Below are 20,570 nucleotides of genomic sequence, written 5' to 3' on the forward strand. Positions count from 1 at the left end.
CGCGGTCCGGTTGGCGGGGTGGGCGTGCCGTGGTAACCTTCGAAACGCATGAATCGACTCCTGTTAGCGGTCGTGTCGGCACTCGCGTTGGCCGTGTCACCGGCGCTTGCGCAGCAGGCCCAGCCGCCCGTTCCGTCGCAGCAGGCCCGGCCGCCGGTTCCGCCGTTGCAGATCCAGTTGCCGGTTCCGTCGCTGCCCGGCATCAGCTCGAACTTCCAGTGGCGCGTCGAGCGCATCGGCGAATACCACTGGAGGCTGATCGGCGATGTCGAGGTGGAAAAAGACAACCTCAAGATCTCCGCCGACGAGATGGATATCTTCACGGACAAGGACCTCCTCACCGCCAAGGGCAACGTCACGCTCACGACCCTCACTGAGCGGATATCCGCGGAATCGCTCGAGTTCAACACGCGAACCAAGCTGGGCGTCTTCCACCATGCGTCGGGCAGTTCCCAGATCGAGAACGATCCCCGGAAGCTCAAGAACCAGTTCGGGGCGCAGGAGATCGAGATCCTCTTCTACGGCGAGACGATCGAGAAGATCGGCTACAGCAAGTACCGGATCACGAACGGCGGCTTCACGACCTGCGTGCAGGCCAACCCGCGCTGGATGCTCACGTCCAAGTCGGTGGTGGTCAACGTCAACCACTATGCGATGCTGCGTAACGCGGTGGTCAAGGTCAAGGGCGTGCCGGTGCTCTACCTGCCGGTGGTCTACTACCCGATCAACAAGGAGGATCGCGCATCCGGGTTCCTGCTGCCCGCCTACGGCACCTCGTCTTTGCGGGGCCAGACGATCAGTAATGCGTTTTTCTTGACTCTCGGCCGGAGCCAGGACGCCACCTTCATGCTGGACTGGTTCTCGAAGACAGGATACGGCTTTGGCAGCGAGTATCGCCGTGTCGCCAGCGGGGGCTCAAACGCGAATCTGCGGTTGTATCGCCTCAATGAACGGCCCATCACCTACCCGAATCCCATCACAGGCGACCCCGTGTCCCAGGCAGGCCGACAGAGCTTCCAACTGACCGGATCGGCCATCCAGAACCTGCCGCTCGGTTTAAGGGCCCGGGCCAATCTCAATTACTTCTCGAGCGTCTCGGTCCAGCAGACCTACAACACCAACGTACTCAGCGCGACCTCCAACCAGCGCTTTGTCGGCGGGAGCGTCAATGGTAACTGGGGTTCCTACGGGGCGGCGGTCACCTTCGACCGGAGCGAGTACTTCTACAACAGCACGCAATCCACCGTATCGGGATCGGCCCCGCGGGCCTCGTTCTCGCGCAAGGAACAGCCGCTGTTCGGGTCGCCGGTTTACTTCAGCGTCGGCGGCGAATTCGCGGACCTGGTCCGCGAGACGGTGACCGCCGGCGCGGACGGCACGCGCACGACGACGGACACGGGAGTTCAACGCTTTGACGTGATGCCCGGGATCCGCTTTCCGTTCACAAAGTGGCCGTTTTTTACGGTCAGTTCGTCGCTGGCGTGGCGGTTCACCCGGTGGAACCAGAGCCTCAACACATCCGGTGCGCAGGTGATGGTGCCGATCGACCGCAACTACTTCAACCTGTCCGCGCAGATTGTCGGCCCGGTATTCAACCGCGTCTGGAACACGCCGGGCGGCCGGTACGCCGAGAAGATCAAGCACACGATCGAGCCGTGGTTCAACATCCAGCGGCTGACCTCGATCGACAACTTCAAACAGATCGTCATCATTGATGGCACCGACACGATTGTCGGCGGCTCCACCCAGATCCAGTTCGGGCTGAACAACCGGTTCTACGCGAAGCGGATGGTCGGTGGGGTCGCAGCCCAGAGCAAACAGATCTTCAGTGTCGGGATCCGCCAGACGTACTACACCGACCCGGCGGCCCAGCAGTACGACGCCGCGTATGCCTCGAATCTGTACACGGCAATGGCGAGGCCTCAGAAGCTGTCGCCGATCTTGCTGAACGCCAGCGTGACACCCACCGACAACCTGAGTGCGTCGTTCACGACTGAGTACAACACGTACGTCAACACGTATCTCTCGTTCGGCGCGTCGGGCACCTTCAGGTTCCGCGACTGGCTCGCCACTTCGGCCGGCTGGAACAAGCGAAACTTCGGGCCGAGCGGCATCGGGATCGAGTCCATCAGCCACTACCTCAACAGCGACACGTCGGTGAACTTCATGCAGAACCGGGTTGGCGGACACGTGTCGTTCAACTGGGACCTGGGGCACAACACGTTTCTGCAGCGCCGGTTCGTCGGCTACTACAACGCACAGTGCTGCGGATTGATTCTGGAGTACCAGACGTTCGACTTCAGCGGGCTCTACGTCGGAGGCTACACTCCCCGTGTCCTCAAGGACCACCGCTGGAATTTCGCCATCACACTGGCGGGCGTCGGCACCTTCTCGAACATCTTCGGAGCCCTCGGCGGCGGCACGACAGGCCGCTAGCCGGTGGCGCGCCCACCCGCCTCCGACCCGAAAGGAACAGACCGTGGCTGAACCCGCCAAGTACTCGGAACCGGCCGTCAAGGCACCGCGCATCGCCGGCGTCCACGTGAAGCCGCTCAAGCTCATCGCGGACGAGCGCGGCTACCTGCTTGAAATGCTGCGCGCCGACGACCCCTTCTTCACCAAGTTCGGCCAGGTCTACATCTCGGCCACCTACCCGGGTGTGGTCAAGGCGTGGCACTACCACACGGTGCAGGTGGACTACTTCGTCTGCATCACCGGCATGGTCAAGCTGGTGTTGTACGACTCGCGCACGGATTCGCCCACCCACGGCGCCATCAATGAGTTCTGCCTGGGCGAGCAGAATCGCAGCCTGGTAGTGGTGCCGAATCTGGTATACCACGGCTGGAAGTGCATCAGTCCGGAGATGTCGCTGGTGGTGAACATCCCGACCGAAGTGTACCGATACGACAATCCCGACGAATATCGCGCGGAACCGCACGGCGTGCTGCCGTACGACTGGACGCGGAAGGACGGCTAGGCATGGTTGACGTGTTGGTGACAGGCGGCGCAGGGTTCATCGGCAGCAACTTCGTCCGGTACGCGCTTCGGACGCACCCAGACTGGCGGGTGACGACGCTCGATAAGTTGACGTATTGCGGGCGGCTCGAGAATCTGCAGGACGTGATGGCCGATCCGCGACACCGATTCGTCAAGGGCGACATCGGCGACGAGGCCGTATCGGCGCCGCTCGTCAAGGCGTCGGAGATCGTCGTGCACTTCGCGGCCGAAACCCATGTGGACCGGTCGCTGCAGAATGCGGGCGAGTTTATTCACACGGACGTCTTCGGGACGTTCGTGCTGCTCGAAGCCGCACGTCAGGCGCCCGACCTGCGACGCTTCGTTCAGATTTCAACCGACGAGGTCTACGGGTCCGTGCCGACCGGCGTGTCGAGGGAAACCGACGAACTCCGGCCACGCAATCCGTATTCGGCGAGCAAAGCCGGCGCAGACCGGCTGGCGTACAGCTACTGGGCCACCTATCACGTGCCGGTTGTCATCACGCGTGCGTCGAACAACTACGGGCCCAACCAGTTTCCCGAAAAGGTCATCCCGCTGTTCATCACCAACGCCCTCGAGGATCGCGGCCTCCCGCTCTACGGCGACGGCCTGAACGTGAGGGACTGGCTCCACGTTGAGGATCACTGCCGGGGTGTCGATCTGCTGCTGGAAGAGGGCGAGCCGGGCGAGGTCTACAACATCGGCGGCGGCAACGAAATCCCCAACGTCGAGCTGACCAGGCGGATCCTGCAGTTGACGGGCAAGCCCAACACGCTCATTACGCCGGTCGCCGACCGCGTGGGCCACGATCGGCGCTACGCGCTCGACACGTCGAAGCTCAAGGCCCTCGGCTGGACGCCGCAGGTGGCCTTCGCCGACGGGCTTCGCGCCACGGTCGACTGGTATCGAGGAAATCGGTGGTGGTGGGAACCGATCAAGCACCACGACCCGGCGTTTCAGTCGTACTACAAGGCCCAGTACGAGACGCGCCGTGGAGCCTAAGTGAAGCAGGCGGCGCGCGTGACGGCGCCGGAGAATCCATGAGCCGCCACACGACGGTGCTGGTCACGGGTGCGGCCGGATTCGCAGGCAGCCACCTGCTCGACGTGCTGCTCGCGCGCGACTGCCGCGTAGTCGGGTTGCGACGGCCGGGCATCGGCGCCGAGGTGCAGGCGCGGTACCCCCAGGTTGAGTGGCTCGAAATCGAGTTGCTCGATCGCGATGTTGTGCGGCACACACTCGTAGGCATCGCGCCCAATGTGCTGTACCATCTGGCCGGCGCACCGCACGCGGGACAATCGTGGGGAAATTCCACCGACACGCTCGCCATCAACGTGCTGGCGACGCACCACGTGCTCGAGGGCATTCGCGTCGCCGGGCTGCAGACGCGAGTCATCATCCCGAGTTCGGCGTATGTCTACCGGCCAGCCAATCATGCGCTCCGCGAAGACGATCCGATCGAGCCGGTCAATCCGTACGCCATCAGCAAGATCGCCACGGAGCTGGCTGCCCGGCGGGCCACCATCCACGATGGGATCCCCGTGGTGGTTGCCAGGTCCTTCAATCATCTCGGGCCGCGTCAGGCTTCGTCGTTCTTCGGCTCCGCGGTCGCCCGACAGATCGCGCAAATCGAGGCGGGCCGCCTCGAGCCGGTGATTCGCGTCGGCAATCTCGACGCGCGCCGCGACTTTACCGACGTACGCGACACGGTGCGGGCCTATGTCGCCCTGGCTGAGCGCGGTGTGCCCGGTCGGATCTACAACGTCTGCTCCGGTCAGGCGCGAGTGGTTCGCGAATTGCTCGATGGCCTGACAGCCCTGTCGCGGGTGCCGGTCACGGTGCAGCCTGACCCGGATCGGTTCCGGCCGAATGACACGCCGCTGCTGCTGGGCAATCCGTCGCGGATCACCAGCGAGATCGGCTGGAGACCAGAAATCCCGTTCGGCCAGACGCTGCAGGATCTGCTCGACTACTGGCGCCAAGCCTTGTGAGGCGGTACGTGCAAGTCCTTGTCACCGGAAGTACCGGGTATCTTGGGCGAGCCATTGTCAGCGCCCTCCAGCGATCGGGACATGCCGTGGTCGCCTATGGCCGATCAGCCTCTACGAGCGGACTTCCGGCAACAGCTATCGATGGCGACATTCGCGACGCGGCGGCCGTGGCCCGGGCGGCCGGTGACTGCGACGCCATCATCCACGCCGCCGCACTCGTGGCGGTGTGGCGCAAACAGCCCCGAGAATTCGACGACATCAATGTCGGCGGTCTGGCCAACGTGCTCGAGGCCGCGCGCCAGCACGGAGTCCCGCGCATTGTCTATACCTCGTCATTTCTCGCACTACCACCCGACGGCTACAGGGGCATCTCGGCCTGGAACGATTACCAACGCACTAAAGCCCTGGCCTCGCAGATGGCCGACCGCGCCGTGGCCCAGGGGGCGCCGCTCATCCGTCTCTACCCTGGCGTGATCTACGGCCCCGGGCGCATGACGGACGGCAACCTCGTTGGAAGAATGATCGCGGATCACCTGGCGGGCCGGCTTCCCGGGCTCGTGGGGAGCGATCACATCTGGTCGTTTGCCTATGTGGACGATGTGGCGGCTGCGCATGTGGCGGCGCTCGAACGGGGCCAGATTGGTGGCCGCTATCTTCTGGGCGGCGAGAACGCGCCGCAGATGCGCGCCTTCGACATCGTCCGCGAAATCACGGGGCGACCGCTGCCACGCCGCCTGCCTGACTGGCTCGCGTCGTGCGCGGCGCTGGTCGACGAACTGCGGGCCACGTGGCTGGGCGCGACGCCGCAGTTGACCACGGGTACGCTCGAAATCCTCCTCCATGATTGGCCGCTCGACAGCACGCGCGCCGAACAGGAACTTGGGTACCATGTGACGCCGCTGCGGGACGGCATCGCGAACATCGTGTCGTGGCTGGCATCGGAACGCTTAGCGGTCCAGGGGGCATCGGCATCGTGACGCGCAGCTATTCGGAAACCCGGCGGAAGCTGCTGCACATCGGCATGGGCGGGTTTGCGCTGCTGCTGCGCGTGCTGACGTGGCAGCAGGCCGCGCTCGGTGCCATCGCCGCGCTCCTCTTTAATCTGTTCGTGCTGCCACGGCTTTTCGGCGCCTCGCTCAACCGGCCGGCCGACCAGTCGCGAGGGTACCCGATCGGCATCCTGCTCTATCCGCTCGCGGTGCTGCTGCTGATCCTGGCATTTCCATCGCGGCTCGACATGGTCGCCGCCGCGTGGGGCATCCTGGCGTGCGGCGACGGTGCTGCGACGGTTGCCGGGCGCGCGTGGGGACGCCATCCCGTGCCGTGGCAACCACAGAAGTCGCTGGAGGGCCTTGCCGCCTTCGTCGTCTTCGGCGGCATCGCGGGCGTGATGCTGGCCTGGTGGACCGCGCCAGCGGTCAACCCTCGCCCGCCCATCGAGTTCATCGTCGTGGCACCATTGCTCGCGGCGGTGGCCGCGGGACTGGCCGAGACGGTGCCCATCCAACTCGATGACAACCTGACGGTCCCGGCTGTCGCAGGCGCGACGCTGTGGCTGCTCGGGCTTGTCACCGCCGATGTGTGGACGGTGGCGCAAGCTGTCGTCTGGCAGCAGTTGCCCATGGCGCTGGCAGTCAATTCGGTCGCGGCTCTGGGAGGATGGCGCGTTGGGACGGTCCGCATCTCGGGCATGCTCATCGGCTGGACGATCGGCGTCGTCGTCTACAGTTGCGCCGGCCTGGGGGGATGGACGTTGCTCTTCGCGGCGTTTCTCGCGGCAGCCGTGTCGTCGAGGCTGGGCCTGAGGAAGAAGGCGCTACTCGGAATCGCCGAGGAGCGAGGTGGCCATCGCGGGGGTGGCAACGCGTTCGCAAACACGGGCCTCGCGGCGGTGGCGGCGCTGGCGGTTGTCCTCACGCCCTACCACGACGCGGCGCTACTAGTGTTTGTGGCCGTCCTGGCCACGGGCGGCAGCGATACGGTAGCCAGCGAAATCGGAAAGGCGTGGGGCGGCAAGACGTACTTGATCACGACGTTCTCGCATGTGCGACCCGGAACGCCAGGCGGGATGTCGCTCGAAGGCACGGTGGCTGGCGTGCTGGCGGCACTGGCGCTGGCCATGCTTGGCGCCTGGCTCCACTTGATCCCGGTGTCGTTGGTCTGGGCGGTCGTCGCGGGCGCCATCGCGGGGTCGCTTGTCGAGAGCGCATTGGCCGCGACGCTCGAGGCTCCCGGCATCGTCAACAACGACGTGCTCAATTTCCTCAACACCGCCACGGGCGCCATTGTGGCGCTTGTTCTGATGAGGGTGTGCTGATGCTTTCGGATCGCATGCGCACGGTGGTGGATCTGGCCCGGCCGTTCACGTTGATCGCGCCGGCCCTCGGCTTCGTGTCGGCGGCGGCCACGGCGATTGGCGCGCAACCGCGTGAGACGTGGAGTTGGTGGCTCGTGTTGCCGCCCGTCCTTGGCGCGATCATGGCGGCGGTCCTCAACATCGCATCAAACGGCCTCAACCAGATCTTCGATCTCGAGGTCGACCGCATCAACAAGCCGAAGCGGCCGTTGCCAAGTGGACGGATGGGATTAGGTGAAGCGTGGGGCATCACGTTCACGGGTTTCGCGATCGCGTTCGTGCTGGCGTGGTTCGTGGCTCCGGGCGGCCGGCACGAGTGCTTCTGGATGGTCCTGGCAGCCGCCGTCATCACGACGCTCTACTCGGTGCCCCCGTTCCGCACGAAGCGGCTGGGCATCTGGGCCAATGTGACGATTGCGATCCCTCGCGGCGTCCTGCTGAAGGTGGCGGGCTGGTCGTCGGTGAAGAGCGCTGCCGGGCTCGAGCCATGGTACCTGGGCGCGATTTTCGGTCTGTTCCTGCTTGGCGCGACCACTACGAAGGATTTCGCCGACATGGAAGGCGACGCGCGGGGCGGATGCCGGACGCTGCCCATTCAGTATGGCGTGGCGCGGGCGGCGTGGATGATCTCACCGTCGTTCGTGCTGCCGTTCCTCATGATCCCGCTAGGCGTGTGGCTGCGCATCCTCACCGGCAACCCCTTGCTGCTGCAGGGGCTGGGTGTGGTGATGACGGCGTACGGTCTGTATGTCTGCTACCTGATGCTGCGCCGGCCCGACACGCTCGCCATCGAGGAGAACCACGTGTCGTGGGCACACATGTACCGCATGATGTTCGTGGCCCAAATCGGCTTCGCGCTGGCGTACCTGCTGTAGCCGATCGTCGGGTCTGAAGACCCGGCTTCCTTCTAGGCCTGGCCGAGCAGCGCGCGGATGCGCGATTCGGTTGGCGGATGTGTGCTGAAAATGGACATCAACCCCGACACGGTGAACGGCTTGATGATGAACATGTGCGCCGTGGCCGCATTGGCATCGAGCGGGATCCGCTTCGACGCAACTTCCAGTTTCTTGAGCGCGTCCACCAGGCCGTAGGGCGAGCCGGCAATCGCGGCCCCGCCGGCGTCCGCTTCGTACTCGCGCGACCGCGAGATGGCCGACTGGATGAGGATGGCCGCCAGCGGCGCGAGGATGATCGTCGCCAACAGGGCAATGGGGTTCGATCCTTCGCGATCGTCGCTCCGGCCTCCTCCGAAAAACGCCGCCCAGCGCGCCATGTTCGCGATCATCATGATGGCGGCGGCGAGCGTCGCCGCAATCGAGCTGATCAGAATGTCGCGGTGCTTGACGTGCGACAGCTCGTGGCCGATGACACCTTCCAGTTCGCGATCGTCCAGGATGCGCAGGATGCCCTCGGTGGCCGCCACGGCCGCATGCGACGGGTCGCGCCCGGTTGCGAACGCGTTTGGCGATGGGTCCGGAATCACGTACACCTTCGGCATCGGCAGATTCGCGCGCTGCGCCAACCGCGCCACCGTCTGATAGAGCCGGTGTTCGGGCCCGACCGGCTGCGCGTTGTACATGCGCAGAACGATTTTGTCGGAGAACCAGTACGAGCCGAAGTTCATGACGACGGCGAAACCAAACGCGATGACCATGCCGTTCGCCCCGCCGAGGCTCTGACCTATCACCATCAACACACCGCTCAGAAGTCCCAACAGGAGTGTCGTTTTGACTGTGTTTCCCATGTTCTTTTCCGTATGAAGACCGCTGAACACCCAGTTTAGCCCGGGTTGTCGATGGAGGCCTTCGACAACCCGCCCTCCGGGCTTCGACTCCGGCCCTGATGGTCCGCCTCCGCTCAGGGCAGGCGCGACAGGATTCGCTCGATCAAACCGGCAATGAGCGCCGCGCGCCACGGCACCTCGGGGATATCCACGTGCTCATCAAACCCGTGCGCACCCGCGCCGATGGCGCCGAGCCCATCTATTGTTGGGACGTTCAAAGCCGCCGTGAGGTTTCCGTCGGAGCCGCCGCCGGTGGAACCTTCGCCAAGTGTTCGCCCAAGGTTCGCCGCCACCTCCTGCGCCTGGCGAAAGAGCGCCTCGACCGCCGGCGTGCGTTCGAACGGCGGCCGGTCGATGCCGCCCGTCACGCTGATCGCGGCTCCCGGGATCTGCGGCCGGAGCGCCTGCATCGCACGAGTCACCCGGTCGGCGTCGTCCGGGGTCGCCGCGCGCACGTCGATGATGGCCTCGGCCTCCGCCGGAATCACGTTGCCGCGCGTGCCGCCCCGCACGATGCCGACGCTGAGCGTGGTTCCGCGGGCGGGATCCTGCAGCGACTCGATAGCGAGAATCTGTCGGGCCAGCTCGCGGATCGCGCTGACACCGCGCTCGGGCTCTATCCCTGCGTGGGCCGGCTTGCCCGTGACGCGCAGGTGGAACTCGCCGCAGCCCTTGCGCGCGGTCTTGAGTGCGCCGCCCGGGAGCGGCGGTTCGAGGACGAGCACGGCTTCGCTCCGACGCGCCTCGTCTTCGATGATACTCCGCGACGTGGCGCTGCCGGTTTCCTCGTCGCTCGTCAGGAGCAGCATCACACGACCAGGCAGCCCCGACGCCGAATCCTGCAGCGCGCGGATCGCGAGCATTGCGAGTACGATCCCGGCCTTCATGTCGAAGACACCCGGACCGAAGAGCATGTCGCCCTCGCGCCGCAGCGGCCGCCGTTCCAGCTCGCCCACGGGCCAGACCGTGTCGATATGCCCCATCACCAGCACCTGACGTCGGCCGGACCCGAACTCGGCCAGCAGGTGGTCACCCGCGGTCTCGCCCGGCAGCACGCCGACACTGCCGCCGAGTTGGCGGAGCAACCGGGCCACTTCCCTGCCGCACGCGTCGACAGCCGCCTTGTCGCCGCTCGGCGATTCGAGGCACACGAGCGCCTCAATCGTCTCCACCGCCCACGGCAGTGCCGCTTCACAGAACGCCAGGTGAGTCCTCATGAGGTATGTCGCAACCTATATAATGACTCCATGTTCCGCCTTCAGTACGTGAGCGGCGTTCTGGCGTGTGCAGCGATTCTTGGGCTGGCCGCGCAGGCCCAGGCTCAGCCGCCCGTGGCCAAGCCGCAGCCGCCGCCACCTGTGGCGGGGACCACGCAGCCGCAGCAGCCGACCCCAGCCAAGCCCGTTGCGCCCGTGGCCAAGCCGCAGCCGCCGCTGGCGACACAGCCGAAGATCCAGCCGCCAACCGACACGGCCACTGAAGCGCCGCCGACCGATGCACAACTCGGCGTGCGAGTCTATCCTGGCGCCAGGTTCATCGGATCATACGACGCGGGGCGCGGGCAGCGCTTCTACCTGTTCGGCACACTGCAGCCGTTCGCCGAGATGGTGGCGTTCTACAAGAACGAACTCAAAGACAAGGGCGAGCTTGTGTTCGACGTGCCGCCAACGCACATGTTCGACGTCGGCAAGTTCCGCGAAGAGACGATGGCGTTTCCGCCCAGCGTGACGATCAAGGACTACACGTGGGGCGGCTCGCCGGGCTATGCGAACCCCAAGCCTGGCACAACGCCGACCGCGTTCCCGACGGTGATCCAGATCGTGGCGCCGCCAGCCGCGCCCGCCGGTCCAATCCGGTAACCCGCCCGCTAGCGCCCTCGCTTCTACCGCGACTTCACATCCTCCACCGGCACGTAGATCTCCGGGGTCTTGTGGAACGCCTCGGCGCGCTCGCGCATGCCGGCCTCGAGCGCCTCGCGCTCGGCCAGGCCGTGCGAGGCGGCGTAGTCGCGCACCTGCTGCGTGATCTCCATGCTGCAGAACTTCGGGCCGCACATCGAGCAGAAGTGCGCCACCTTCGCGCCATCGGCCGGCAGCGTCTCGTCGTGGAACGCGCGCGCCGTCACGGGGTCCATCGCCAGGTTGAACTGGTCGTTCCACCGGAACTCGAACCGCGCCTTCGACAGCGCATCGTCCCAGCCTCTGGCCCGCGGATGGCCCTTGGCCAGATCGGCCGCGTGCGCCGCGATGCGGTAGGCGATGACGCCGGTCTTGACGTCCTCCCGATTGGGCAGACCGAGGTGTTCCTTGGGCGTCACGTAGCAGAGCATCGCCGTGCCGTACCAGCCGATCATCGCCGCGCCAATCGCTGACGTGATGTGGTCGTACCCGGGCGCGACGTCGGTGGTGAGCGGCCCGAGCGTGTAGAACGGCGCCTCGTCGCACCACTCGAGCTGCTTCTCCATGTTCTCCTTGATGAGATGCATCGGCACGTGGCCCGGGCCCTCGTTCATCACCTGCACGTCGTACTCCCAGGCAATCTTCGTCAGCTCGCCCTGCGTACGCAACTCCGCGAACTGCGCCTCGTCATTGGCGTCAGCAATTGAGCCGGGCCGCAGGCCGTCGCCGAGCGAGAACGCCACGTCGTACGCCTGCATGATGTCGCAGATCTCGCGGAAGTGCGTGTACGTGAAGTTCTCCTGGTGATGCGCCAGACACCACTTCGCCATAATTGATCCGCCGCGCGACACGATTCCCGTCACGCGCCGTGCCGTCGTCGGGATGTACCGCAGCAGCACGGCAGCGTGCACGGTGAAATAGTCCACGCCCTGCTCGGCCTGCTCGATGAGCGTGTCGCGGTAGATCTCCCACGTCAGCTCTTCGGGCCTGCCGCCGACCTGCTCGAGCGCCTGGTAGATGGGCACGGTGCCGATCGGCACAGCCGAGTTGCGCAGGATCCACTCGCGCGTCTGGTGGATGTCCTTTCCCGTCGACAGGTCCATCACCGTGTCGGAACCCCAGAGCGTGGCCCAGCGCAGCTTGTCCACTTCCTCCTCGATCGACGAGCTGACGGCCGAATTGCCGATGTTCGCGTTGATCTTTACGAGAAAATTGCGGCCGATGATCATCGGCTCGATCTCGGGGTGATTCACGTTGGCCGTGATGATGGCGCGACCGCGCGCGACTTCGGACCTGACGAACTCGGCGTCAAAACCCTCGCGCAGCGCCACGAACTCCATCTCCGGGGTCACGATGTGCGTGCGCGCGTAGTGCAACTGAGTGACCGGGCCGCGACCACGCAGCGCCGTCATCGGCTGGCCCGGCTGCATGCCGGGCATCGCGGGCTCTCCCGGCTGCGGCTGGCGCGAGCGCACGACTTCGTCGACGTCCCCGCGGCCGAGGATCCACGGGCGGCGCAGCGGTGGCAGGCCCGCTTGCACGCTGACTCCCTGTGGGCCGCTGGTGTCGTAGAGCAGGACGGGCGGTTCGCCACCCGACAGGGCCACCTCGCGCATCGACACGCGCACACCGTTTGGACCCTCGATGAACACTTTGCGCGAGTTGGGATACGCGTAGGCGAAATCAGACGGGGCGGATGTGGGAGACGACGGCTTGGTGTTCGACATCGGCGTTCTCCTGACGCGCCGGCACGGGCTCCGGCACGACAATTTCAACAATCAACCTGGAACCTGGATGTGATGGAGAACGGGCAAGGCGGGATGCCGCGCTCCCTCCGCCGGTCTCAACCGGTTCAGGTTCCAAGGGTGTATCTCAATCCCAGCAGGGATACCCCTGACGGCTCTGGGGCCACTATAGCATGCGCGGGATTCGCTGCCCTTGGGACGCCGAAGCTGCCGCAGGCAGCGAAGGCGCCTTCGGCTACGGCGTGGCAAGCGGGGGTCGGGATTCGGGGTTAGGGATTGGGGGTCAGCATCTCATCCAACGTGGTCCGCACGTGCTGAAGCGATCGCACCTGGCGATACACCCACCGACCGTAACGGCCGTCCGCATTCACCGCCGACACCCATCTCGCGGCAGAAGCGGCCTTCACGTCGGCAAGCTCATCGAACCCTTTCGTCTCCAGAATCAAGTAGACCACCGGATTGGATTTCAGCCTGACGATAAAGTCGGGCTGGTAGTCGTGAGTCTGACCATTGTGCAGGTAGGGAATCGCAAACCCGAGACCCGCGTTTTTGACGAACGCCTCGACCGAAGGATAAGTGTCGAGCGCGTACGCGGCGGACTGCTCCCACATCTTCGTGTCCGCCACGACGCAGTTGACGTGGCTTCTGACTACCTCGCGCACGTCCTTGGTGGTCCAGTAGTCCACCTCTGAGGTCGATCCCGGTCCGCGGCTCGTCTCGAAGCGCGGCACTTCAGGCGCCTCGCCGTGGGCTGCGTCGGGCCGGATGGCTTCGACCAATCGCTCGATGGCCCACCCGTAGTACGGCGACAGGAACAGGTCCACCCGCTCGGCGGGCTTCACGGGAATGACCTTTTCATCGACGAATCGCTGAGCGATCCGGGCCAACTGCGGAAACAGCACATGCGTGGGAGCCGCAGCCTGCCCGCTCCCCACGTAGTCGCGCGTCAGGTCCGCCGCGAGCTCGAAGGCGAGTTCCTGCAGCCGCCGCCCGCGCCGGTAGGGATTGAGCGTGACGTCCTCGAGGCGCCCGGGACCCATGAGTGAAGGCCGGCCTGTATTGGTCGGCAACGCGGCCTTCATCTGGACTTCCGGCGGGATCTTCGTCGGGTCGAGCCAGAGTGGCGGCACCTCGTCCCAGTTGACGCACACCCGGTTACGGATGGCCTGCCGGTAACCTTCGACGCGGGGGAACGTGATCTCGAGGGAGGCGCGCGCCGGAAGTGCGTAGATGTGCCGACGCTTCGTTTGTTGATCCGGCCCTCCAGCTCCGCTGGCCTTGAATGGGATCACCTGGAACGGCACGCCAAAGACCTTGGCCACTTCCTCGGTCATCAGTTCCCTGCCGTTCACCTCTCGGACTTCGTAGCTGCGGCGGCGCAGGCCGCGGCCGACAACCTGCTCGGACAGGAGTTGCGACATGAACGGCCGCAGCCCCACGATGTGCGTGACGGTGCTGCAGTCCCAGCCCTCGGTCAGCATGCCCACCGACACGATGCATCGCACATCGCGGCCCGGAGGATGCAGCATCTCGCCCGGTCTCTGGCGGGCCAGTTCCTCGAAACCCTCCGGGTAGATCGGATTCCCCTGGCGGTCTTTCGGCCACGCCGTCTTGCCCACGGTGTCAAGCATGAACCGCATCCACTGGACATCGTCCGATTTCGCCCGACCCGAATCGGTCTCGTGCACCACGCGGGAATCGACGCGGATGGTGTTGACGCGGCCGTCGGTGTTCAAGAAACCCGGAATGCCCGCCGGCGGCACACCCATCGGGGGTCGATTCTCGCCCAGCCATTCGTGGACGACCTTCGCGATCGCCGTGTTCTTGCAGACGAGAATGAACACAGGGGGCCTGTGATCCTCTTTGGACTGCGCCCACTCCGCCCGCAGGTCTTCCCAGAGCCCGCCCAGCATCGAGATGGGCGTGTTCGCCCACTTCAGGATTGCCTCAGGCTTGGCGGAGCCCTTGCGCCCGCCGCGCTCGGCCGGCGTCAGCCGCGGCAGGATCCATCGCCAGATGTTCAGATACCCCGGGATTTCCTGACCGGTTGTGTCCCGCACCGCCAACTGCGGAATCTTGACGAGGCCAGATTCGATGGCATCAGTCAGCGAAAAGTCGCTCACCACCCACGGGAACGGCCGATTCGCGTCCACGCCGACGCGCCCGAGATAGTACGGCGTCGCTGACAGATCCACGGCGAAGTTGATGCCCCGGAGCTTGTGGATGCGGTCGAGCCCCTCCACCCACACGGTGGCCTCTTTGTAGAACGCCTCGGCCTCTTCCTCTTCTCCGTAGAGATCCAACTCGCCGGGATCCGGCTCCTCTTTGCGGATCCGGTACGCGTGGTGCGCCTCATCATTGAACACCAGGATGTTCTGCTTGCCTCCGACCTCGCGCCCGAGAACCCGGTTCACCAGGGCTGTGTCGCTCTCGACGTACCGCTCCGCTTCCACGTAGACGCGCGTGAGGCTGCCATCGTTGCCGCGCTCTTCATCGAGCACCTCCAGCAACCCCGCGTTCACCTGGCGCGTGTACTCCTCAAGCGTGAGGTAGCGCCGTCCCCTGGCGACAGTCGACTTGTCACCGATCGAAATGAACTCCCGGAGCCGCTTCCGGACACCCGCTTTCAGGACTTTCGCGCTGACGCCGCCGGTCTGAATCCCCTGGGGCTCGAACACGTGCCAGTTGGTGACGAGTACACGCCCTTTCGTCAGATCCGCCATCAGGTGGGGCGGCACCAGGTCGCGCGTCCGATAGAGGCTGGCCTCTCCGCGCTGCGGGTCGATCTCGCCGAGCCGGCTCCGGATCGTGACGTTCGGGCACACCACGAGCACGACGTCCGAGAAGCGCCCATCGGCGTGCTCGTGGACCTTGTTCAGAATGCTCCAGGCGGCGAGCATCCCCATCACCGTCGTCTTCCCTGCTCCCGTCGCCATCTTGCACGCGTAGCGGCGAAACGCCCGGTGCCCGAACTCCTCTTTCTGGCGATCGCTCGGCTCGTCGTACGGGATCTCCAGCCCGTGGAGATAATCGCGCCGGGCCTCCGTGAGAAAGACAATCGTCTCGGCCGCCTCGAGCTGGGCAAAGAACAGGCGGTGCTCGCGCCCTTCCCGACGCCAGTACTGCAACAACTCCAGCGTCGTCCCGGTCGACCCAATCCAGCCGTCGGCGCGCCACTGCTTCACGCGGGCGCGAACGAGGGTGACCGTCTTCAGTTCAATGGCGAGCCCTGTGGCTGGTCGGCCATCGTCGCTCGCGCCCGGCGGCGTGTAGTAATAGACGGACGGACGGCGACCCGCCCGGCGTTCGGGAGGCTCGCCCTCAGCAAGGTACCAGTGCTCAGGCGGCTCCTCGTATGGGCTGCTGATGATCGGTTCCGGAACTTCGAAGTCGGTCATGCCTGAAAGGCTGCGACGATGGCGTCGAGCTTCTCCGTGATTTCCGGGTGGATCTCGTCCGGCAGCATTCCGCCGGCAATCTCGTGGTATCGCGAGTACGGCAGGTTGGGCAACCCCGCCGCATTCAGCGTTGGCGGCAGGATGTCCTTCCTGGCCTTGGTCGTCACAAGATAGGGGTGCTCGTCGAGGGGGCGAGCCACTATTGCCGGAGGCAATTCACTGTTGAGGTACTCCATCATCGCGGCCACGTGCGGCGCGGCCGCGCCCTCTCCGACCATGCGTGTGACGAAGCGGGCGAGCGCGGCGGGATGTACCAGGTAGCTCTCGATCTCGTATCGCCGCCAGCGCGCGCGCTGAAACCCGCGGCCGCTGATCGTGCTGCCCTGGATCCCGGGATGACTGTCGCCGTCCACCAGTTCCAGCGCCGGAATCTCCCTGACCAGGCACAACGCGTCGTAGTGTTCCCGAGCCTTAACGCCGGGGCCGCCACCAGCCGTATCGGCCACGGTCGGCTTCCAGAAGAGCCGCGTCGTCAGCAGATCGAGTGCCGGGTGATGCAGGACCCGCGCGAACGCGCGCAGGATCTCGAGGTCGGTGTGGCCTTCGAGGTAGAGAATGCCCGGCGCTTGCATCGCTCTCATGATGTCGTCGTTTGAGAGCACCCTGAGCGACGCGATGAGCGTCTGGCGCTCGGCGTTGTCGGCGAGCATCACCGGCCTGTCCAGCAACACGCACACTTCCCGGGGATCCGCCGCGTTGATGATGACCTCGGAGTGGGTGGCCACGATCAGTTGCGCGCCTGTCCTGACGGCGGCCTGGCGAAGCTCTCCGAAGATGGCGTCTTGCAGAAACACATGCAGGTGGGCATCTGGTTCGTCGAGCAGGAGCACCGAACCGGGGCGTGTGTTGAGGAGCGCGAGCAGCATCAACACCTGCTGGAATCCGCTGCCGCCGCTTGCCACGTCGAAGCTCGGCCCGTCGGGGACGTGACGGTATTCGGCAACGATGTGCGCCCCAGTCCCATTCGGCGGCAGCAAGTGGTAGCCGAACAGCCTCCCGATCGCGTCCTGCAGATTGTCCCAGGCCGGCTGCGAACCGCTCGCCTGCAGCAACAGGTTTCGAAGCATCTCGCCGGGGCGCGCCTGGCCCAGCAACTGGTCGAGCTTCGGTCGCTGATAGACCGGCTCGTCCGTGCTCAACCCGGTCATGGGCGGAATGAGCACCGTCGTAACGGCGATCGGCCTCAGGTGGTCCGGGTCAATTGAACCGGGGCGTACGTACATCTGCTCGCTGCTGTTGGGCTTGAACTCCATCGCGAGCGACCAGTCGTCGGTCTGGAGCGTGATGCGGACATCGCGGAGGTACTCGCGGTTGCGCCACAGAAGATCGAACGACCTCAGCGGCACCGCCGAAAACGCCTGCCGTGCGATGGGCGCCTTGGTGTAGGCCCCGCCGTGGCGCTGGAAATCGTTCAGCTCCCTCCATCGCTGCAGCGCCAGGTTCCACGCCGCAATCGCCTGGAGCACCGTCGTCTTGCCCGTGTTGTTCGGGCCGGCCAGAACGATGTGGCCGGGCAGCGCGAACTCGACCCGGTCGAAGCGCTTGAAGCCCTCGATGATGACGCGTCGGATCATGGTTCGTCCTGTTGCGGAAGCCTCCGCACGACCAGCAGTTCGTTCCCCCGGTCGTCAATCACCTTGACCGCCACCTGACGCGAGGCGCCCGCTTCGAACGGTGCGCTCGTCGTGCCCGCAAGATGGTCCCACACGCTGTCGTCGTAGTCCGCTTTCAGGGCCTTGCGTAGCCCCTCCCAGGCGCTCGTTCGCGGGAAGAACGCCTGCGAGACGTGGAAGCACAGGTCGTTGTAGTCCGTGTCGAGGAGCCACGCCGGCACATCGTTGCCGTCGCGGTGTTCCGGCTTCATCGTGGTCGGGTCGAACGTGTCGAGGCCCAGCAGCTCGACCTGGTAGCGGATTGGGTCGCCCTTCTTCTCCGGCTTCACCGCGTGCAGCTTCACTTCAGGCAGGCCGCACACGCTGAAGATCTGGCTTGATCGCATCGTCTTCAGGAGGTCGCCCATCATGAGGTCTGGCGTGGCCTGGACGTAGGTGGCGGGCGGAAACCCGGCGTCGGTCGATTTCTCGACCAGTTCGCGCGCATGGGCCTGAATGGCGAATCCGATGACGTAGAGGTGGGAGTAGCGCTTGATGTCGGCTTCCTTGAGCGCGGCGTGGACCAGTTTTTCGCTGACGGCACCGTTCTCGGGGCCGAAGACAAACGCCACGGGCTTCTCATCAGCCTCGCCAGCCAGCGCCTCCGCCGACAACGACAGCGTCTTCGCAGGGCGCCGCACGTTCCAGAGCTTCACGGTCTTCCCGCCGCCGACGTGGAGCACGGGCGAGCGGCGCAGCACTTCAATCATGCGGTCGATGAAGGAACTGTAGTCATCTGACTGCTGAGCGCCCGAATCCTCAACGCCGTCCTCCTCCCAGTCCACCGGGGTGGGAATCGTGGCTTCGAGCGCAAACGGCCCGGTTACGCGCACGTACTTGTTGTCGACCTCAGGTCGATCGACCAGCACCTCTTCGTCGGGCGGCTCGTTGTTCGCGATGCTTTTCAGCGTGACGTGCGGGACGATACCGCCGACTTCCTCGCCCTTCTTGTTTTGCTTCCTCTTGTAGACAAAGCCACCTGATGGCCCGCGGCTGTTGTCCTTCAGCTCGTACCACGAAAAAGTCGCCGTCAGGAGCCGCTGCCGAGCCAGAGCGAGCGGCACGCGGCTGGTGTCAATCGTGATCCACCGCCGCCCCCACTGCTCGGCGACATACGCCGTCGTCCCCGACCCGCACGTCGGATCGAGGACGAGATCCCCGGGATCGGTCGTCATGAGGATGCAGCGCTGCACAACCCGGGTGGCAGTCTGAACGACGTACGACTTCAGTTCCCGACCTGCATAGGTTCCACCTGGCTGTGTGTCAGTCCAAAGTGCGTTGATCGAGATGAACGGGAAGTCATCAAAGTAGCGCTTGTAGAAGACGCGGTCGCCCGAAGCAATGATCCTTCCCACCTCGCCAAGTCTAGTAAGCCCTTGCAGGTGGGTTTTCCAGTAGCCACGACCCGGCAAGTAGGTCCTATCACCGTAAGGAAACTCGAAACTACCAGGTGGCCTCGATGAAGTCAGGTTGTCACGCGCGAACACCCGAGCTTGGGCTGGAAGTTCATCGTGTTCCCGCTCTCCCAGCATCTCAACCCGGCCGCCAGGTAATTCTACCCAGTCGTAGAGACCCTCGTCGACGGACCTGGATCGGTAGAGTTTGCGGAACTTCACTCGCTGCCGATCGCGCGAGTACCACAAGAGATGATCTGCCACGGCTGCCAGAACGTCGTTGGTTTGGCTACTCGTGGTCTTGAAGGCGATCTGTCCGCAGAAGTTCTCCGCCCCGAACACCTCGTCCATGAGTTCGCGAACGTGGTGGACGTTCTCGTCGCTGATCTGGACGAACACGCTTCCACTGGGCGTGAGTAACTCCCGCGCGAGCAACAACCGGTCGCGCATGTAGGTCAGGTACGAGTGCAGGCCCAGCTCCCACGTGTCGCGGTAGGCCTTCACCATCTCCGGCTCGCGTGTCAGATCCTCATCGTCGCCGTGCGACACGTCGCGCTTGCGCACGAACGGCTGGAAGTTGCTCCCGAACTTCACACCGTACGGCGGATCGATGTAGATCATCTGCACCTGGCCACCGAGGCCCTCGTAGCGCAGCAGCGAGTTCATCACCACCAGCGAGTCGCCGAGGACGAGCCGGTTGACCCACTTGTCCTGGTACTCGTAGGCCCTCAGCGTCTGATCGACGACCGAGTGCTGCGGGTCGCCGAACAGATCCCACATGTTCGACTGGGCCGATTTCATCCGGTGGCCGACCAGTGTTTCGACGATAGCTTTGGTCGACAGGCGTTCGTGGACGAAGAGCGGCAGCGTCGGGACGTCGAATGACAGACGCTCGGCCTTGCCGGCCCAGTTCAGGAACGGCCTCCCGAGACGCCTGAGCGCGTCAACCGCGTCATGCAGCGACCGCACCGTGACGAGCACGCGTCCGTCGAGCGCGCGGAACTCCTGTGGCGCATCGTACGTATGCGGCGCAGGCAGGGCGGCGCCTTTCTCGATGAGCGCCAGCAGCCACTCCCCCAGTTCGCGCGCGCCGTTCTGACCGTCCCACTCCAGCGATGGCGCCAGCGACGAGTCGTACCGCCAGGTCGTAGGCGGCTTCTTCTTGCGGAATTGCGGCTGCGTGCCAATGTCCGGCCGCATGGGGCTCGTCTCGCCCGGATGCGTGTACCGCTCGGCCGTCTTGCCGGGTTTGCCGCTGCCGGCGGATGTCTTCGACTTTGGTGTGCGCGCCACTGA

Annotated in this window: 14 protein-coding genes and 1 riboswitch; of the genes, 8 read left to right on the plus strand and 6 right to left on the minus strand. The window is 65.1% G+C overall.

Features of this window, described 5'->3' with window-relative positions:
- The first annotated feature begins 48 nt into the window (after positions 1–48).
- Genes NT151_00885 through NT151_00915 form a run of 7 tightly spaced genes read left to right on the plus strand, consistent with a single transcriptional unit; the run spans position 49 to position 8,219 of the window.
- Positions 49–2,436, plus strand: a complete 2,388-nt coding sequence (locus NT151_00885) for a hypothetical protein (protein ID MCX6537478.1) — start codon at positions 49–51, stop codon at positions 2,434–2,436.
- A gap of 43 nt (positions 2,437–2,479) precedes the next feature.
- A complete protein-coding gene (locus NT151_00890) occupies positions 2,480–2,977 on the plus strand; it encodes a dTDP-4-dehydrorhamnose 3,5-epimerase family protein (GenBank protein ID MCX6537479.1) in 498 nt (165 codons plus the stop codon).
- Between the two features lie 2 nt (positions 2,978–2,979).
- Entirely contained in the window at positions 2,980–3,999 is a 1,020-nt protein-coding gene (gene rfbB / locus NT151_00895) for a dTDP-glucose 4,6-dehydratase (protein MCX6537480.1), read from the plus strand.
- A 38-nt stretch (positions 4,000–4,037) separates the two neighbouring features.
- Positions 4,038–4,988 carry a GDP-mannose 4,6-dehydratase gene (locus tag NT151_00900; protein MCX6537481.1) on the plus strand — a complete coding sequence of 317 codons (951 nt, stop codon included), beginning with the start codon at positions 4,038–4,040 and terminating at the stop codon, positions 4,986–4,988.
- 8 nt (positions 4,989–4,996) lie between these two features.
- Positions 4,997–5,965: an NAD-dependent epimerase/dehydratase family protein gene (locus NT151_00905; protein MCX6537482.1), complete on the plus strand. Its 969-nt coding sequence runs from the start codon at positions 4,997–4,999 to the stop codon at positions 5,963–5,965.
- Complete coding sequence (locus tag NT151_00910) at positions 5,917–7,305, plus strand: DUF92 domain-containing protein (protein ID MCX6537483.1); 1,389 nt, start codon at positions 5,917–5,919, stop codon at positions 7,303–7,305. Before NT151_00905 ends, NT151_00910 begins: the two co-directional genes overlap by 49 nt.
- The gene (locus NT151_00915) at positions 7,305–8,219 is read left to right on the plus strand and encodes a UbiA family prenyltransferase (protein MCX6537484.1); all 915 of its coding nucleotides are present in this window, start codon (positions 7,305–7,307) and stop codon (positions 8,217–8,219) included. Before NT151_00910 ends, NT151_00915 begins: the two co-directional genes overlap by 1 nt.
- A 32-nt stretch (positions 8,220–8,251) precedes the next feature.
- Here the strand turns inward: NT151_00915 and htpX are convergent, their stop codons facing one another.
- Positions 8,252–9,088, minus strand: coding sequence for a zinc metalloprotease HtpX (htpX, locus tag NT151_00920; GenBank protein ID MCX6537485.1), 837 nt, complete (start codon positions 9,086–9,088; stop codon positions 8,252–8,254).
- Positions 9,089–9,201: 113 nt separating this feature from the next.
- A complete protein-coding gene (locus NT151_00925) occupies positions 9,202–10,344 on the minus strand; it encodes a M20 family metallopeptidase (protein ID MCX6537486.1) in 1,143 nt (380 codons plus the stop codon).
- Positions 10,345–10,374: 30 nt separating this feature from the next.
- Between NT151_00925 and NT151_00930 the strand changes: the two genes are divergently transcribed.
- Complete coding sequence (locus NT151_00930) at positions 10,375–10,986, plus strand: hypothetical protein (protein MCX6537487.1); 612 nt, start codon at positions 10,375–10,377, stop codon at positions 10,984–10,986.
- Between the two features lie 23 nt (positions 10,987–11,009).
- On the opposite strand, the gene thiC is transcribed toward NT151_00930, so the two are convergent.
- The 4 genes from thiC to NT151_00950 all read right to left on the minus strand — a co-directional run bounded on the left by thiC (position 11,010) and on the right by NT151_00950 (position 20,474).
- On the minus strand, positions 11,010–12,752 hold the full coding sequence (gene thiC, locus NT151_00935) for a phosphomethylpyrimidine synthase ThiC (protein MCX6537488.1): 1,743 nt from the start codon (positions 12,750–12,752) through the stop codon (positions 11,010–11,012).
- Positions 12,753–12,836: 84 nt separating this feature from the next.
- Positions 12,837–12,930, minus strand: a riboswitch (TPP riboswitch).
- 109 nt (positions 12,931–13,039) lie between these two features.
- Positions 13,040–16,168, minus strand: a complete 3,129-nt coding sequence (locus NT151_00940; protein ID MCX6537489.1) for a DEAD/DEAH box helicase family protein — start codon at positions 16,166–16,168, stop codon at positions 13,040–13,042.
- Entirely contained in the window at positions 16,165–17,802 is a 1,638-nt protein-coding gene (locus tag NT151_00945) for an AAA family ATPase (GenBank protein ID MCX6537490.1), read from the minus strand. The genes NT151_00940 and NT151_00945 overlap by 4 nt, the downstream gene beginning before the upstream one ends.
- Complete coding sequence (locus NT151_00950) at positions 17,799–20,474, minus strand: site-specific DNA-methyltransferase (GenBank protein MCX6537491.1); 2,676 nt, start codon at positions 20,472–20,474, stop codon at positions 17,799–17,801. Before NT151_00950 ends, NT151_00945 begins: the two co-directional genes overlap by 4 nt.
- Positions 20,475–20,570 lie beyond the last annotated feature (96 nt).

Source organism: Acidobacteriota bacterium (genome assembly GCA_026393675.1).
In the GTDB taxonomy this organism is placed as follows: domain Bacteria; phylum Acidobacteriota; class Vicinamibacteria; order Vicinamibacterales; family JAKQTR01; genus JBAXOX01.

Bases quoted from the DNA above. Each gene is read 5' to 3' on its own strand.
- NT151_00885 (MCX6537478.1), top strand. From the start codon at position 49: ATGAATCGACTCCTGTTAGCGGTCGTGTCGGCACTCGCGTTGGCCGTG.
- rfbB (MCX6537480.1), top strand. From the start codon at position 2,980: ATGGTTGACGTGTTGGTGACAGGCGGCGCAGGGTTCATCGGCAGCAAC.
- NT151_00900 (MCX6537481.1), top strand. From the start codon at position 4,038: ATGAGCCGCCACACGACGGTGCTGGTCACGGGTGCGGCCGGATTCGCA.
- NT151_00915 (MCX6537484.1), top strand. From the start codon at position 7,305: ATGCTTTCGGATCGCATGCGCACGGTGGTGGATCTGGCCCGGCCGTTC.
- htpX (MCX6537485.1), bottom strand. From the start codon at position 9,088: ATGGGAAACACAGTCAAAACGACACTCCTGTTGGGACTTCTGAGCGGT.
- NT151_00925 (MCX6537486.1), bottom strand. From the start codon at position 10,344: ATGAGGACTCACCTGGCGTTCTGTGAAGCGGCACTGCCGTGGGCGGTG.
- NT151_00930 (MCX6537487.1), top strand. From the start codon at position 10,375: ATGTTCCGCCTTCAGTACGTGAGCGGCGTTCTGGCGTGTGCAGCGATT.
- thiC (MCX6537488.1), bottom strand. From the start codon at position 12,752: ATGTCGAACACCAAGCCGTCGTCTCCCACATCCGCCCCGTCTGATTTC.
- NT151_00940 (MCX6537489.1), bottom strand. From the start codon at position 16,168: ATGACCGACTTCGAAGTTCCGGAACCGATCATCAGCAGCCCATACGAG.
- NT151_00945 (MCX6537490.1), bottom strand. From the start codon at position 17,802: ATGATCCGACGCGTCATCATCGAGGGCTTCAAGCGCTTCGACCGGGTC.
- NT151_00950 (MCX6537491.1), bottom strand. From the start codon at position 20,474: ATGCGGCCGGACATTGGCACGCAGCCGCAATTCCGCAAGAAGAAGCCG.